The sequence below is a fragment of the Cellulosimicrobium sp. SJTW-1 genome, assembly GCF_047716875.1.
Taxonomy (GTDB): domain Bacteria; phylum Actinomycetota; class Actinomycetes; order Actinomycetales; family Cellulomonadaceae; genus Cellulosimicrobium; species Cellulosimicrobium funkei.
In genome coordinates this window covers 3,322,705-3,337,425 of record NZ_CP136680.1, presented here as the reverse complement: position 1 = coordinate 3,337,425, position 14,721 = coordinate 3,322,705, and the positions used below count along the sequence as shown (strand labels likewise).

Sequence of the window (14,721 nt, the reverse complement as noted above, 5' to 3'; positions counted from 1 at the left end):
CCCGGCGCACCGCCGGACCTCGTCGCCAAGCCCACCGACAGGCCGAGGACGGTACACCGCCGCATGACCCACAAGATCGCGCGCGGCTGGACCGTCGCCAAGCCGTGGCCCGTGACGCTGCGGGACGACACCCTGGGCGGGTCCGTGGTCCTGCGTCCGCTGCGGCGCCGGGACGCGAACGCCTGGATGCGGCTGCGCGCGCGCAACGCGGACTGGCTGGAGCGGTGGGAGGGCACGTCGCCGCGCCCCGGCACGCCGGGCGGGCCGCCCACGTTCGCGGAGTACGTCCGGGTCCTCTCGGCGCAGGCGCGCGCCGGGTCGTCGCTGCCGTTCGCCGTCGAGCTGGACGGCGAGCTCGTCGGCCAGCTCACGGTGTCGTCCATCACGTACGGCTCGCTGTGCGGCGCGAGCATCGGCTACTGGGTGAGCGAGCACGTCGCGGGCCGCGGCGTCATCCCGACCGCCGTCGCGATGGCCACGGACTACTGCTTCACGATCCTCGGCCTGCACCGGATCGAGATCAACATCCGCCCGGAGAACGGCCCGAGCCTGCGCGTCGTGGAGAAGCTGGGGCTGCGCGACGAGGGGGTCCGCGAGCGCTACCTGCACATCCAGGGGGAGTGGCGCGACCACCGGACGTTCGCCGTCACGAGCGAGGAGGTCCCGGACGGCCTCCTCGCGCGCTGGCAGGCGACACGCCGCGAGAGCATCTGAGCCGCCCGACACGCCGGGGCGCGTGCGGAGCGTGGCCGCAGGCCTCGCCTACGGTCGTGATGTGGAATCGGCCTCGGGGATCGTCGCGCTCGCGGTGTTCCTGCTGTGGGTCGGCTTCTACGTCCCGCACCGGGTGCGTCACCGGCAGCAGCTGCTGGACGCGCGCACGGACGACCGCTTCTCCGGCTCCCTGCGCGTCCTGGCCGTCGCCGGCCCGGGCGGCGGGGGGTTCGACCGCTGGGACGCCCGGCTCGACGGCGTCACGACCGTCGCGGCGATCGCCTCCGGTCCCGCCGGAGCCGGAGGGCGCCCCCTGCTCGGGGCAGCCGGGACGCAGAGCCGGTCCGAGGGCCGGACGCACGACGAGGAGGGAACGCACGCCATGGGGAGCACCGTCAGCGCGTCACCCTCGCGCGGGGCACCGCCGCGCCGTCAGCCGGCCTCCGAGCAGTCCCGCCTCGAGCTCCTCGAGCGGCGCGCCGCCGCCGCGCGCCGTCGTCTCGCGCTCACGGTCGTGCTGCTCCTCGCGACCGTCGGGGTGTGGGTCGTCGTCGCGCTCGGGCTCGTCCCGTGGTGGGCGGGCGTGGTCCCGACGGCGTTCCTCGGTCTCGTGCTCGTGCTCGGCCGTCGTGCGGTGCTCGCCGCCCAGCGGTCCGACGCCGCGTGGCTGGCCGAGCGTCGTGCCGCGGCCCGCGCGGCTCGCGGCGCCGTGCTCGGCGCACCGCCCGCCCCCCGGGGCGCGCGCCCGCGCGTCACCGGGCGCGCCGTGCACGGGTCGCAGGTGAGCACGCAGATGATCCCGCGCGTCACGCCGCAGGACCTCGCGCGGGCGAACGCCGCGGCCTCCGCGGACGCCGGCGCGCCGACCACGACGGGCGCGTCGTCCCGCGAGCGGGCCACCGCGTCCGGTCCGGCCGAGGGTCCCGCGTCCGAGGAGCCCGCCCCAGCGGCCGACGAGCCGACCACCGTTCGCGAGACGACCCCGGTCGTCGAGGTCGAGGCCGTCGACGCGGAGCGCGTCCCGACGGGCCGCGCGTGGGACCCCGTGCCCGTGCCCCCGCCGACGTACACCATGAAGCCCACGGCGCCCCGCCGCGAGCCCGCCCCGCTCACGGACGACGACGTCGTCTCGCCCACGGTGCCGGCCCGCGTCGAGCCGGTGGTGGCCGCCGAGACCCGGTCCGGCGCCCCGGCCCCGGCCGCGGGCGACGAGCGCAAGCCCTCCACGGAGACGCTCGGCCTGGACCTCAACGAGATCCTGGCGCGTCGTCGGGCGGCAGGGCAGTAGACCCCCTCGGGGCGGCCGGTTTGCGAGACCCCGCCCTCGGGGTGCTAATCTGTTCCTCGCTTGAGGGGCTATGGCGCAGTTGGTAGCGCGTCTCGTTCGCAATGAGAAGGTCGGGGGTTCGAATCCCCCTAGCTCCACCACCTGAGAGCCGTTGGCCGGGATGAACATCCTGGTCAGCGGCTTTTGGTTTTCTCCTGCGGTCCTCGAACGAGAGGATCGAGAGCCCATGAGTCCGCGCGTGAGTCCGCGCGAGCGGCACCTGAGGGTGCCCGCCGATGGCCTTGTCCACCTCACGACGACGGTGGTCGTGGCGCACCTGCCTCGTATGGCGAAGCAGACGGACCCCGTAGTCACCCACACCCCGATGTGGACCCTCGACGAGCTGTGCGCGAAGGTCCATGTCTCGCGCGAGACCGTCCACACCTGGCGCAAGCGCGGCACCGCGCCCAAGGCTTACCGCATTGGCCGTCACCTGATGTTCGAGGAGTCGGACGTCAGGGCGTGGTTGGACGCTCGCACCGCGGCCGACGAACCCGCGAGCGCCGAGAGCGCTCACTCGAGCGGGTGGTGAGGCCCGATGGCTCACGAACGCCTGAAGCCTGGCGAGCACGGAGAGATCTTCGTCAAGGAGACGGCGAGCGGTGAGTTCAAGGCCCGACCGCGGGTCAGGCCGCTCGACGGCGAGATGACCGAGGTTTCGCGCACGCGGAAGTCCAACACTGCCGCCCGCCTGGCCGTGCAGAACGAGATCGACGAGCTGCTCAAGCGACCCAAGGGATCCGTGGAGCTCCGCCCGGACAGCAAGGTGGGGCTCGCCGCACGGCAGTGGATCGAGCAGTTGCGAGTCGAGGCCACATGGCCGAGGCCGCGGCGACGTCCACAGACGATCGACGAGTACGAGCGCCTGCTCGGCACGCTCATGATCCGAAGCTGGGAAAGCTGCGGCTCAACGAACTGACGACCGCACGGTGCCAGGCGTGGCTCAACGGGATCGTGGAGTCCGGCAGCGGAAAGCCGAACGACATGACGGCGACCGCGTCGCAGGTGCGGGTCGCGTTCAAGGGAGTCCTGGATCGCGCCATCGTGCATGACGCACTGCGGGCAAACCCCCTGGACAAGACAACTCTTCCGCTGAGGAAGCAGCCAGATCCGAAGGCGCTCACGGTTCCAGACGTCCATCGGCTGCGCCGCGCGGTCAGGGAGTGGGAGAAGTCCCGGGAGGGGCGGCCGGGGCCCCCTCCGAGCGGGCACCTTCCAGTCGCCGTCGACGTCATGCTCGGCACGGGGCTGCGGATCGGGGAAGTGCTTGCGCTGAACTGGGGCGAGGTCAACCTCACCGAGGACGGGCCTCCTACCGTCACGGTGACCGCGACGATGGTCGACATCAAGGGGCACGGGACGGTCCGACAGGAAATGCCCAAGACCGATGCGAGCAAGCGCACCATCATCATCCCGCCGTTCACCGTCAACGCACTTCGCTCCATTCGACCCGAGGTCATGTCCGCGGAGCTTCCGGTCTTCCCGTCGCGGCGCCTTGCGAGGAAGGGGCCAAGGCCACAGACGCCGGCGAATGTCCGGCGGTCCCTGCGGCTCGCCCTTGACGCGGCTGGGATGAAGGGCCATGTCCATCCCCACCTCCTCCGCTCGACCGTCGCTACTTTCGTCGCGCGGGAGCGGGGAACCGGTGACGCCGCCATGCTCCTCGGACACAAGGTTGGCGGCGGCATCACGGAGAAGCACTACATCGAGCGACTTCGGATCGCGCCTGACGTCTCGGCGGTTCTCCAGGCAATCATCGAGATTGCCGAGGAAGCGGCGGACGGCGGACTCTCCGGACATGCTGCCGCCGAAGAGGTCAAACCGCGCCGGACGGAGGTTGAGGCCCTCGAAGCCGCGACGGGTTGGTGATCCCTCCAGGGTCACGGTCCGTCGAGGCCCGGACCGGCTTGTCGGTGAGGTCCCGGCAATCGTCGAGCACGCATCGGCAGCGGAGCACCTGGCCGCTGCCGCTGCCGCGGTCCGGTCGTAAGGCCCGCCCGCTGTGCGAAGGCGATCACGTCGTTCAGCGCCGTCGTGAGCACGCCGGGAAACAGCGTCCGGCTCCCGACAACTGTGAGGTTCGTCGGGCGGGCGCCAGTGGGGTCGTACTGGGTCGAGCCGAGCACCTGGTCGACGTTCGTGTCGAAGTAGGTGTTGATCGTGACAGAGCCCCCGTCCAGGCGGCTCTCGACGACGGCCTCGAAGTCGTGTCCTCGCCGGGGCGCTCCGCTCTCGCGGCGGCGGAAGAGCAGGAGGTCGACGACTTCGTCCGTCCCGGTCGCGGGCCGGTAGATGCCGGCGGGGAAGCGGACGGCTCCGACGAGGTCGGCGAGCGCGGCGAGGTCGCGGCGGCCGTGGTCTGCGGGGCTGTCCATCAGGGAATGGGACGCAATGACTGCGGTGAGGCCGCCGGGCTTGGTGATGGCGAGGGCGAGGGTCGCGTCGGTGAGCTGGTCGGCGCGCCGTCGGACGATGTTGGGTCCGTAGGTCAGTCGTACGTCGTAGCCCGCGAGCGTGATGACGACGGCGTCGAAGCACTCGGACTCGTTCCAGTCGTTGAGCGAGCCGATGGGTCCTACGGCGTTGTCGTGCTTGTCGACGCGGGCCATGACGGAGCTACCTGAGAGCGGGTGGTCGGCAGTCAGCCCCATCACAGTGCAGTGGCGCACCCGTCGCCCGAGGTGAGCACGAGTCCGCCCTGGTGTCCGAGCGCCCTGAACGTCCGCCAGATCGGGTCTGCTGCACGGATAGGTGACAGCGGGTCTCAGGCGGCGAGTGCGACCTGAGTGGTCATGATGGCTTCGTACTCGATGGGGGTCAATCGTCCGAGTCGGGCCTGCCGGCGGCGGCGGTGGTAGGTGCGTTCGATCCAGGTGATGATCGCCAGGCGTAGGTCCTCGCGGGGGTCCAGCGGCGCCGGTTCAGGACGTTCTTCTGTAGCAGGGAGAAGAAGCTCTCCATCGCGGCGTTGTCTCCGGCAGAGGCGACCTGTCCCATCGATCCGACCAGGTCGTGGCGGTCCAGAACCCGGCGGACCTTTCGTGAGCGAAACTGGCTGCCCCTATCCGAGTGCACGATGCACCCGGCCACGTCCCGACGCCGTTGCACCGCGCTGACCAGAGCGTTGACCGCGATCCGTGACGTCATCCGGTCGCTGATCGAGTACCCCACGATCCGGTTGGAATACACGTCCTTGATCGCGCACAGATACACCTTGCCTTCGGCCGTGGGGTGTTCGGTGATGTCCCACAGCCACAACCGGTTCGGCGTATCGGCCCGGAACTGGCGCAGCGTGGCCGGCCCAGATCGGGTCGTCGGCGTCCGGCTGGGGCTCCATGCGGATGTAGTAGCAGCCGTACTCGTTCGACCACTGAAAGGCGCCGTTCGTGCACGAGACGGGATGCGCGGTTCCGGATTCGCCGAACTTGGCGGGGTCGTCCCAGCACTGCGAACCAGAGCCCGTATCCGCGGGGAGGTCCTCGTGGGCGGCCGGAGCGGCGTTACCCCCTGAGCCGCCGGGTTCGACGACCGAGACGGTGCAGGTGGCCGAGAGCAGGTCGCGGTGGATGCAGATCGGAGCAGCCCTCGCCGAGCCGGCCGTCGCGATCACGGATGACAGGAGTAAGGCCTCGAGAACGGCGGCGACGCTCAGCCATCGCCACCGCACGGCGCCTTCTCCATCGTCCGGAGCGTCGTCACGACCCAGCCGCCCGCAAGATCCTCGTCCCACTGGCGGTTGATGACGATCGCGTGCTCCCATCCCGTCGTCGGCTGGTCCTCGCCGAGCACCGACGCGCCCGACGCATCGACGAGGTCGGCGTCGCTGACGTCGAGGCAGACCTCGAACTCGGCGGTCGGAGTGCGGGTGCCGTCGGGCTGGGTGTTCGTGAGGTCGGCCCCGACGGGGTCCAGCTCGGCGATGCGCGTGGAGCCCGTCATGCGCAGCTTGTCGTCGCGGTTGCTCTGGAGGAGCGCCTTCGCCGACTCGAGGACGACGCCTTCCACGACCGTCTCGCGACATTTCCGGCAATCTTGCTGGGCCAGTAGTCGATGTTCCGCTTGAAGGCCTGCTGGCCGTGCTCGGGACAGCCGTGCCAGAAGCACCCGTCGATAAAGACCGCGACACGGGCGCGCGTGAACACGATGTCGGCTCGTCGGCGAAGGCCTGGCAGAGGGGCGAAGTCGACCCTGTACCTCAGCCCGCGTGCATGCAGCACTCGCCGCACGGCCAGCTCCGGTTTCGTGTCGCGGCGGCGGATCGCTTGCATGATCCGTCGGCGACCAGGACTGGGAGGAGTGAGGCGCGGGGCGCCCATCCCCGGAGTCTCGCACGCCGCGTCTCGCCCGGCCTCGATCGTGTGGGCGGCGGCGCCGAGCGGGCGGTGTTCCACGACCTCAGCCTCATACGTGTGCCGAAAGTGGAGGCCCCCGCGCGTCGCCAAGGTTCCAGGGGGCAAGGAGGAAGGTCTCCACATCGAGAGGGCTGATTGGTGCGAGCGCAGCGGGCCCCATTGCACTCGCCGGCGCCAACGCCCATGATGGAACACGTGTTCGATCTAGAGGGTGCCTCCCGATGTCGCCTTGCTGGGCCTGCCTCGTTCTGCCGCGCTTCTCTGCACGCGAGTAACCCTCACGGTCCGTCACTCGCCGGGGCATCGGGACCTTCGTCCACACAACCCAGCGGGTCGGCTGCAGGGAGGTTGAGCGATGAGGTAAGAACACCTGCGACGCCCATCCACGGAGGTGATGATGCTCCAGCCCGCTCGTGACACGACCCCGCGCACGGCACCAGGTTCCGAACGACTAGGCTTGTCGGCCGTGCCGCGCTCGGTTGGCACTGAACCGGTCGGAGGATCCTTGCAGGCCCAGTACACGTCACTCGAGATTTGCGCCGGAGCCGGAGGCCAGGCGCTGGGGCTCGAGGAGAGCGGGTTTGCTCACGTGGGCCTGGTCGAGGTGGACGCCCACGCTTGCAAGACCCTCATCAGCAACCGCCCGAACTGGAACGTCATCACCGAAGACCTCAAGGACTGGGTGCCGGATGAGGCTCTGAAGGGGGTCACGCTGCTCAGTGGGGGCGTCCCGTGCCCGCCCTTCAGCAGGGCCGGCAAGCAGCTCGGTCGCGAGGATGAGCGAGACTTGTTCCCGCAGATGCTCGCACTCGCCCGCGCGCTTGAGCCGGAGGCGATTCTCGTCGAGAACGTGCGGGGACTCCTCTCCTCGAAGTTTGATGAGTACCGCGCCGAGCTGCTCGCCAGCTTCGAGGCCCTCGGTTACGTCGCTTGTGGTGAAGCCAAGTACCACGGCTGGCAACTCTTGAATGCCGCCGACTTCGGGGTGCCCCAGAACCGGCGGCGTGCGCTTCTCGTCCTGATGAGGCCAAAAGCTGCGGAGCATTTCACCTGGCCGCTCGAGACCGAGCGTGTCACCGTGGCCGATGCGCTCCTTCCGTTCCTGACGGGCTGGGACCACGCGGAGCGTTGGGCGAAGGGTGCCGACGACTGCGCGCCTGCCCTCGTCGGTGGTTCGAAAAAGCATGGCGGCGCGGATCTTGGGCCGACGAGCGCGAAGGCCGCCTGGAAGAAACTCGGCGTGAACGGGATGAAGCTCGCAGACAGCTCGCCCGTTCCGAGCGCGAGCTTCACCGGAGAACCCCTGCTCACGGTCGAGATGGCAGCCGCAATCCAGGGATTCCCTGCCGACTGGAAGTTCGAAGGCAGCGGGAAGACTGCCCGATACAGGCAGGTCGGCAACGCCTTCCCGCCGCCGGTTGCTCGGGCGGTTGGCAAGTCGATCATCGAGGCGCTCGAAAAGGCCTCCGCCGGGCGATCAAGCACGACCGAAGGCGAAGCAGCAGCCTAGAGAAGGACGTGAGGACCCCCTCGTGGGGGTCCTCACGCTCTTCTCATTCCGCCAGGTGGCGGACCACGTCCCGTCCGCTCGCGAACGGCGCCTGGAGCCTCTCTACCCTCCCGTTTCGGTAGAAGAGCAGGTCGCCGTTACCCAGGAGGTCCTCGGCGCCGCCTCGATCGAGGATGGTCATCGAGTCCCGCGCGCTCGGGAGAGAGAACGCCATGCGTGCGGTCAGGTTGGCCTTGATGCTCCCGGTGATGACGTCGACACTTGGCCGTTGCGTCGCCAGGACCAGGTAGATCCCGTATGCGCGCGTCAGCTGTGCGAACCTCTGAATCAACTCGCTGAAGGACTTGCGGTCGTGTCCGGCGAGAACGAGATCCGCGAACTCGTCGACGAGGATCACCAACTGGGGAAGGTCCTCGGTCGACCCGTCGGCCTCGTAAAACTCGGCTGCAGAACTGACTCCCGCCCCGGCAATGATCGGGAGGCGTCTCTCGATCTCCCGCTCAAGGGTCTCCTGGAGCGCGGTCAGCGCGTCCGCAGCGTTGCTGATGATTCCCGTCCCCCGCAGGTGGGGGACAGCTGCGAACGGTGCGAAGTCGAGCCGCTTCGGATCAACGATCATTAAGTTGAGCTGATTGGCGCTTCGGCCGTGCAGGAGCTCGATGAGGAGCCCCCGCAGGAAGACGCTCTTCCCGGAACCGGTCGCGCCGGCAACCAACAGGTGCGGAAGCCTCGCAAGGTCGGCGATCCTGTACTCCCCGCTCGGAGCGACGCCAGCGACGAAGGAGAGCGCGCCGGGCTCACCCCTATGACGGTCAAGCTCCGCCAGTGCGGCATCGATCGGAACCGTCGTGCGCTCGCTGCGCGGTACGTCGATCGTGACGAAGCCAGGCTCGTCCCCGACCTGCACCTCGCCTACTGCGGCGATCTCTCGCCCAATGTCCCTTGCACGACGCTCCACGTCGGTGATCGACAGGCGCCCGAGGGTTCTGGTCCGGAAGCGAAGGACGCTCGGCCCGACCTGCACTGTATCGGGCGCGAAGGGCTCGACGCCGAGGCCGTACTTAGCAAAGGCTTCATCGAGTCGACCAGCCATCAAGCGAACCTCTCCGGTCGGAGGCGTGCTGGAAGCCCGGCCTGCGCCTTGTTCCGCGGTGTCCTCAGAGGATGACCCGGCAGGCATTGGAGCTGCTGCGCCTGGGCTCGGTCGCCCGTCCTCGGGGGCAGGTTGCGGCGCCGGGTCGACCCGCTCGACCGTCGCGCCAAAGGTAACGCTCGGCCACGTCGTCGGCTTGGGCAGAGGCTGCCCAGTGATGATTGCCGTGATCGCCTCGCGCCCCAGCCTGATGTGGCCGAATACCTTTCCTTCGCCCGCGAGCCACTGGCGGTGTACCGCTACACCGTTGTCCGCCTCGATGCTCAGGAAGTCACCCGAGACGCGGGTGTATCCGACGTTGTAGTCGAGCTCCAGTGTGAAACTGCCACTGGCGATTGCGTCAATTGAGTCCTCAAAGCCGGCCCGGTCGCCGATTTTGACGAGTCCGAACGACTGGCTGCGAACAGCGGCGGCTCTGATGAACTCTGAGAGGTCGCGCGCCCTGAACAGGCGGCGGGGAGTATCTTCGGGACCAAAAGTGGCCTGTAGCCACTCATACGTGTTCGTCAACTGCTCGCGGGCGTATTCGACGGTGCGTTGATCGGTGGCTCCCCGGAACTTCACCTCGATGACGCGACCGCTGATTCGAACCGGCCCCTGCGTTCCGAGCGGCACCCGAAGATAGAGCAGGTCGTCGGTGATCCGACCGCCCGGAGGACGTGCCTCCAGCGGCAGCGAGTAGATGATCTCGCGCAGGGGAAGAACGAGCCCGACAGATGCCCCCGTTGTGAAAGCCTCATCGAGATCCGAGAGCGCCGCGATGGCGACCGCGAGACCGATTCGCTCGTGTAGATCGTTGACATTTGCGCCAACAATGTCAAGCGCCCACTGTCCACTGACTCCATTGAAGATCTGAAGCAGCCTGTCCAGCGCACCCTCTGACGCCCGCCCATACCTCGCCAAGGCTCTTTGGAGGGCCAGCCGGTAAGGCTGGACCCTGTTGGTTGCCGTAATCGCGTCAAGACCGGGCTGCCCAGGGTCCGCTCGATCCTCATAGTCGATGAGGTAACGTGCCTGCTTCCCGCTCGCGTCCGGGGCGAATGCCTCGAGACCCAAGAGGCGATCGAGGTGCACGACCCACGCGGAGTTCTCGTACACGTCTCCCAGGAATCTGCGCTCAACGACAGTTGACGGAACCCTTGTCCTGCCCCTCTCGACCATGTCGCGGGGCATTCCGCCAACCAACTCGAGGACTGACTTGACCATGGTCCCCAACGGGGTCAGCTGGCGATTGCCAGTGAAGGTTCCCCAGTGAAAAGACGTCTCGTTAGTTGCCTGGTCCGTCACGCGGCCGGGGGTGGCTCCTAGTCCTCGGCAGAAGAGTGTCGAGGATCGTGTGGAGAGCGTGAGTTCCTTTGGCGCGCGATCCAAAGAGGACTGGAACACGAAGCCGATATGGGACCACTCCTTACGTGCCTCGTCTGGGGTCAGGTGTCGAATGGTCACGATGTCGCGAAGCACTCGATCTTCGGCATTGCCGCCACCGGTGGTGCTGCTGCGAAGCGCGGCCTCGAGCTCGCTACGCTGCGCATTCGCGCTCACCATCAGTACCTCCAGTTGCGGGAGAGTAGGCGGCGATGTGCGCGTGGTCGAGGGCTTGACGAGCCTCCGGAGCGCATCGAGCACTGCCTTCCCCTGCCCCGCTTCGTAGAAGGACAGGGCGAGCTTCTGTCGCGGGTCGCGGTACTCGGGATGGACACGCAAGAAGTGGTTGATTCGGCGCGCAATATATGCAGGCCGGTCATCTCCGGGGTTGACCAGACTCATCGACCCGTACCGCCGCCAAAGCAGGGGCATGCGGCTCGCATGGGCAATCTCGTACCAGGTCCGGCTTGTATGGAATATCGGAACGAGGTATCGGGGCGAGAGAGTGGCTAGGTCTGCATCGATCACTTCACTGCTGCGCGGCAGCCACGAGTCGATCGTCTCCGTCAATTCGATCAGGTATCGGACAGTAACGGGATTTGTCGGCGCAATGAACACGTCTCCGCTGACCGCGTCGAAAACGGCATCGGCGAGTACCACTCGCTCGAACTCGGCCCGGAACCGTCCTGACTCCGTGAGTGACAGGAGGAGTTCCGAGTACGAAGCGACGTAGAGCGAGGCCTCGTCTCTTGCCACTCCAGCGGCAAGCGCGTGCGCGGAGCCGTACGGCGAGAGCGCCGCAAACAACGCACGTCGAGCGTCCATAAACACCGAGAGCTTCTCGACCGGCGTACCGGACATCTCCAGGCTGTCGAGGGCATGGAGGGGTCTGAGGACTGGCTCGCCACCAGTCCTGTCGGTTTGGAAAACTAGGACATCCGGACTTGCGAGGATCTGTGCCTCGAGGCTAAGCCCACTCAGGCCGTCGTCGAGGGTCTGGTCGGCTAGTTCGCGGACGCGAGGAGTGAGGATCTTGCCGACGCCGTCGACCACGCGGAAGCTTGTCTGTTCGCCGACGGATCCCGTCTTGCTGTCCATAAGCCGCGCATGCGCAACGGTGGCTACGACGCCGGTTAATGCGCCGTCGTCGAACGGATCTTCAGGATCGGCCGGGGCAGGGGTTGCCTTGGGATCGCCGTCGGGTACCTCGTCCGGGGTGACCGGGTCCGTGAGGGGCCCATCGTCCGGACCATCTGGATCGTCTGGCTCGTCCTTAGGATCATCGGCGGGGGTTTCGTCGGCCGCGGCAACTACCAAGACCGGGAGTACGCGGCGAGTTCCGTCGAACTCCACGGTAAGCGAGGTTCGCTCCGAGTTCGGCACGGGTTCGCCTTGCACGATCCGGGCCGGCCCCAGGAGTTGTCCACCGGCGCCGATCGCGAGCAGTTCGGGCTCCTCGGAGCATCGGAATGCCGCGGCGTCGAGATCGAGTTCCAGTGAGGCTTCGATCGGGGCCCAGCTACCGGGTTCCACCAGGACGGCGACGCTAATGCTGCCCCCACCATGGATCGTCACCCGGCCGAAGTTCCATCCCGACCCAGGGGGCGTGAGTTCAATGTCGAGGTCACCGACCTCGATGGGCTGTATGGAGGTCTCGCCCCCACTCCAGTCCACCGTGACTTCACCGGGCGTAGTGGCCTCGCGCTGTAGGCCCACAGAGAAGGGCTGCGGTTCGCGTGTCCAGGCAACCACCGTAGAGGTCGACGTAGCACACGCGGCTCCCCCCACTCGCGGAGGGCTTGCGAACCTCGAGGGAGGCTCGTCGCCAGAGTGAGTGAGTGGCAGATCGGACATCGTGAAGAGGGCGAAGTCCAGGCCGAAGGGGCCGCGGGAGTCCAGGACACGGTTGAGGCCAGGGGCACCGGGCTGATACTCGGCTGAAAGTTTGCCAACGAGGTCCTGATCCGGTGCAGACCACGACTCGAGCTTCGTCCGCCACGTTGCGTTGGCCTTGAGCCGCTTCCTTGTCGCCCGCGACGGGGAGACCTCCACGGCGGGGTCGGCGATGTAGGCGCCAAGCCGATGAAGCTCGAGGCCGGCTTCGGCCACCGTTCGCCGGGAGGCTAGCGTCGTGAGTTCGCCGAGCGTCTCGCCGGAGCGAGCCAACCGCGAGTGCTCCTCATCATCGGTGAGTACCGCCTTGAGTAGGGTGCGCACACTGCCGGAGGCAGGCTCGATCGCTCGCTCCCGCAGAGAGCGCCAGCGGAGCTCAGGTGCCTCCGACACGTCCTCTGCAGCTGTTTGGACCGTCTCGACAGGGCGCCTGTCGAGAACGAGCAGAACCCGGGGAGCACCCTCGCCGACCGGCACTTCGTCACGGAGGAGGGCAGCGAACCCCCCAGAGCCACGGTTCTGTCTCGGAACTTCGTCGACCAGATAGGGGACCAGGATGGGGGAGAGCTCCGTTCCCCCCGTTTTGATTCCTGCAAGGCTCACTGGCACAGATGGCGTAGACACGACGACCTGGGAGTCGCAGCGGCTTTCCAGTTCCTTGAACACCGCCGTGAGCGGCAGGTCGAGGAGTGCTGAGGCGAACAGTCGCCGGTGATCAGATGAGCGGGCAGCGCATTCGATGAGGGCGTCGGCAATGATGCGTGCTGCGTGTTCAGTTGAAGTGGACAAAGGATGCCTCCCCGGAGTCCGAGTAGCGAGCAAGAAGCCCGAGCCGTTCAAGAGCGTCGGCCAACGCGGCCAACTCGGAGTCGTCTTGAGGCTCTAGCCCGTAGGCTCGCAGTCCCTCGACAAACTCGGTAAAGGGCACCTGTGCATCGCGGCACGTGAGCCTAACGAGCAGGAGAAGCATCTCTTCGTCGACCTCGAAGAAGGTGAGGCTGCCGTTCCTGCTGAGAAGCGAACCCGGGCTACCGACGTTCACGTCGAGCAGCAACTGGTTCACGATGTCGCGGCCCTGGTGTCGCAGATCGCCTCGACGCATGTGGCGCACTTCGTTCCGGAGCGCATGGAGTCCGGGACGGCGCTCTGACGTTCGCGAGACGTCGAGCAGCTCCTCGAACGTAGCCCCTTGCCGCCACTGCGAGTGATGAATCACGGCGATGGCCGCGCACGCGGCACCGTGGGAGACGCGGAGGTCTGAGTCGGCTTTGAGAGCCCGAGCCAAGGCATCCACGTCCATTCGCGCGGCGCGCTCACCGCCACCCAGCGCCTCCCACGCTGCAGAAGCCAAGGTGCGCGTCACGAGGGTTGCCGGCATATCCAGCAGCCGACGGTGATCGACGTCCATCCACGATGTGCGGGCGCCGTCGCGCTGCCTGATTGGCCGGTAGCGGCCCGTGCCGGTACGGAAGCGGATCCGTCCCGCCAGCGCACACTTCTCAAGTCGGCCGCTGCCGTCCCCTGAGCAGCAGTGATCGTCCACGACTGCCTCGGCCGGAGGATCCATACATGCCGCGGCGGCCACCGCGCGGTCGAGCTCGAAACCCTTCACGACCGCGATCCGGTACAGACGGATGCCGACGTGGAGACTCAGCAGAAGCGTCAGCCAGTGGATCTTGTCCGGACGGGGCAAGTCGGTGTCGAGGACCGTCTCCAGATCCCGCGCGAACCGATCGAGACTCGGCTGGCAGAACGGCCCGCCAAACCTGTCGAAGTCCGCCCTCAGGTCTTCTTCATAGCGCACGATGAGCGACTCGGCGCTCGCCTTCAGATCGGGAAACGCCGAGCCGTCGCGCGCGATATCCAGGAACTTGCGGTCGAGAGCGGTGAACTCGCCCTCGTTCTCGACCACATCGAGCAACCTTATCAACGGTGTCCGAGCGACGCCGTGACCGTTCCATAGCAGGAAAGGCACCAGCCCACCATTGTAGAGGCGATATCGGCTTGGCGTGCCCGTTTTAGAAGTGTGCTTGTAGTTCAGTGGAAGCGAGGCGTGCGTCGGGAGGAGCACGCGTACACCCTTCTTACGGTTAAAGAACCGGCCCACAAGGGCTTCCGACACGACCGGCGAAGCCTCAGGACCGAGGTCCAGTCTCGCAGAGAGCTCGCGCTTCAGTTCAGCATCCTTAAGCAAAGCCGATGGGCTAGCCTGTTCATCACGGGCTTCTGCGATGACCTGCCACAGCAACTTGTCCCGGTCATCGCCGCGGGCCACGTTGGGGAACAGCGTCTGGAACCCGAAAAGGTCAACGCGCTCGCCTGTAAGGGTTACCAGGCGATCGCCGGTCTTGAGTCTCGGGAGGTTTATCAAGGCGTCGTTTACGGGCTCTTCGTCGATCTGGTGGGG

Annotated in this window: 11 protein-coding genes, 1 tRNA gene and 1 pseudogene; 7 read left to right on the top strand and 6 right to left on the bottom strand. The window is 67.3% G+C overall.

All coding sequences use genetic code 11. The features are described 5' to 3' along the window. Nucleotides 1-63: 63 nt before the first annotated feature. The 6 genes from RSE42_RS14990 (at nt 64) to xerC (ending at nt 3,910) form a co-directional block, all read left to right on the top strand. Nucleotides 64-714, top strand: a complete 651-nt coding sequence (locus tag RSE42_RS14990; RefSeq protein WP_021479886.1) for a GNAT family N-acetyltransferase — start codon at nt 64-66, stop codon at nt 712-714. Nucleotides 715-775: 61 nt separating this feature from the next. Then, nucleotides 776-2,002 carry a hypothetical protein gene (locus RSE42_RS14985; RefSeq protein ID WP_415296894.1) on the top strand — a complete coding sequence of 409 codons (1,227 nt, stop codon included), beginning with the start codon at nt 776-778 and terminating at the stop codon, nt 2,000-2,002. A 64-nt stretch (nt 2,003-2,066) separates the two neighbouring features. After that, nucleotides 2,067-2,142: transfer RNA gene (locus tag RSE42_RS14980), tRNA-Ala, on the top strand. Nucleotides 2,143-2,162: 20 nt separating this feature from the next. Beyond that, on the top strand, nt 2,163-2,573 hold the full coding sequence (locus RSE42_RS14975; protein WP_415296892.1) for a helix-turn-helix transcriptional regulator: 411 nt from the start codon (nt 2,163-2,165) through the stop codon (nt 2,571-2,573). A 6-nt stretch (nt 2,574-2,579) separates the two neighbouring features. Next, a complete protein-coding gene (locus RSE42_RS14970) occupies nt 2,580-2,960 on the top strand; it encodes a hypothetical protein (protein ID WP_415296890.1) in 381 nt (126 codons plus the stop codon). A gap of 35 nt (nt 2,961-2,995) precedes the next feature. Further along, complete coding sequence (gene xerC / locus RSE42_RS14965; protein WP_415296889.1) at nt 2,996-3,910, top strand: site-specific integrase; 915 nt, start codon at nt 2,996-2,998, stop codon at nt 3,908-3,910. An 11-nt stretch (nt 3,911-3,921) separates the two neighbouring features. Here the strand turns inward: xerC and RSE42_RS14960 are convergent, their stop codons facing one another. The 4 genes and pseudogenes from RSE42_RS14960 to RSE42_RS14945 form a co-directional block, all read right to left on the bottom strand. Continuing rightward, nucleotides 3,922-4,650: a hypothetical protein gene (locus RSE42_RS14960; RefSeq protein WP_415296887.1), complete on the bottom strand. Its 729-nt coding sequence runs from the start codon at nt 4,648-4,650 to the stop codon at nt 3,922-3,924. 155 nt (nt 4,651-4,805) lie between these two features. Then, nucleotides 4,806-5,383 (bottom strand): annotated as a pseudogene (locus tag RSE42_RS14955) (IS3 family transposase); the annotation flags it as partial. Between the two features lie 306 nt (nt 5,384-5,689). Beyond that, on the bottom strand, nt 5,690-6,046 hold the full coding sequence (locus RSE42_RS14950; protein WP_415296885.1) for a hypothetical protein: 357 nt from the start codon (nt 6,044-6,046) through the stop codon (nt 5,690-5,692). Next, on the bottom strand, nt 5,977-6,309 hold the full coding sequence (locus RSE42_RS14945) for a hypothetical protein (RefSeq protein ID WP_415296883.1): 333 nt from the start codon (nt 6,307-6,309) through the stop codon (nt 5,977-5,979). The genes RSE42_RS14950 and RSE42_RS14945 overlap by 70 nt, the downstream gene beginning before the upstream one ends. Before the next feature lie 589 nt (nt 6,310-6,898). Here RSE42_RS14945 and RSE42_RS14940 point away from each other — a divergent pair. Beyond that, nucleotides 6,899-7,903: a DNA cytosine methyltransferase gene (locus RSE42_RS14940; protein WP_415296881.1), complete on the top strand. Its 1,005-nt coding sequence runs from the start codon at nt 6,899-6,901 to the stop codon at nt 7,901-7,903. Between the two features lie 43 nt (nt 7,904-7,946). Here RSE42_RS14940 and RSE42_RS14935 read toward each other — a convergent pair whose 3' ends face one another. Then, nucleotides 7,947-13,103 carry an FtsK/SpoIIIE domain-containing protein gene (locus RSE42_RS14935; protein ID WP_415296879.1) on the bottom strand — a complete coding sequence of 1,719 codons (5,157 nt, stop codon included), beginning with the start codon at nt 13,101-13,103 and terminating at the stop codon, nt 7,947-7,949. Then, nucleotides 13,087-14,685, bottom strand: coding sequence for a DNA phosphorothioation-dependent restriction protein DptG (dptG, locus tag RSE42_RS14930; RefSeq protein WP_415296877.1), 1,599 nt, complete (start codon nt 14,683-14,685; stop codon nt 13,087-13,089). The genes RSE42_RS14935 and dptG overlap by 17 nt, the downstream gene beginning before the upstream one ends. Nucleotides 14,686-14,721: the final 36 nt, after the last annotated feature.

What these genes read in the sequence shown, in the direction of transcription:
- RSE42_RS14990 (WP_021479886.1), top strand. Translation starts at nt 64, where the DNA reads ATGACCCACAAGATCGCGCGCGGCTGGACCGTCGCCAAGCCGTGGCCC.
- RSE42_RS14975 (WP_415296892.1), top strand. Translation starts at nt 2,163, where the DNA reads ATGAACATCCTGGTCAGCGGCTTTTGGTTTTCTCCTGCGGTCCTCGAA.
- RSE42_RS14970 (WP_415296890.1), top strand. Translation starts at nt 2,580, where the DNA reads ATGGCTCACGAACGCCTGAAGCCTGGCGAGCACGGAGAGATCTTCGTC.
- RSE42_RS14960 (WP_415296887.1), bottom strand. Translation starts at nt 4,650, where the DNA reads ATGGCCCGCGTCGACAAGCACGACAACGCCGTAGGACCCATCGGCTCG.
- RSE42_RS14945 (WP_415296883.1), bottom strand. Translation starts at nt 6,309, where the DNA reads ATGCAAGCGATCCGCCGCCGCGACACGAAACCGGAGCTGGCCGTGCGG.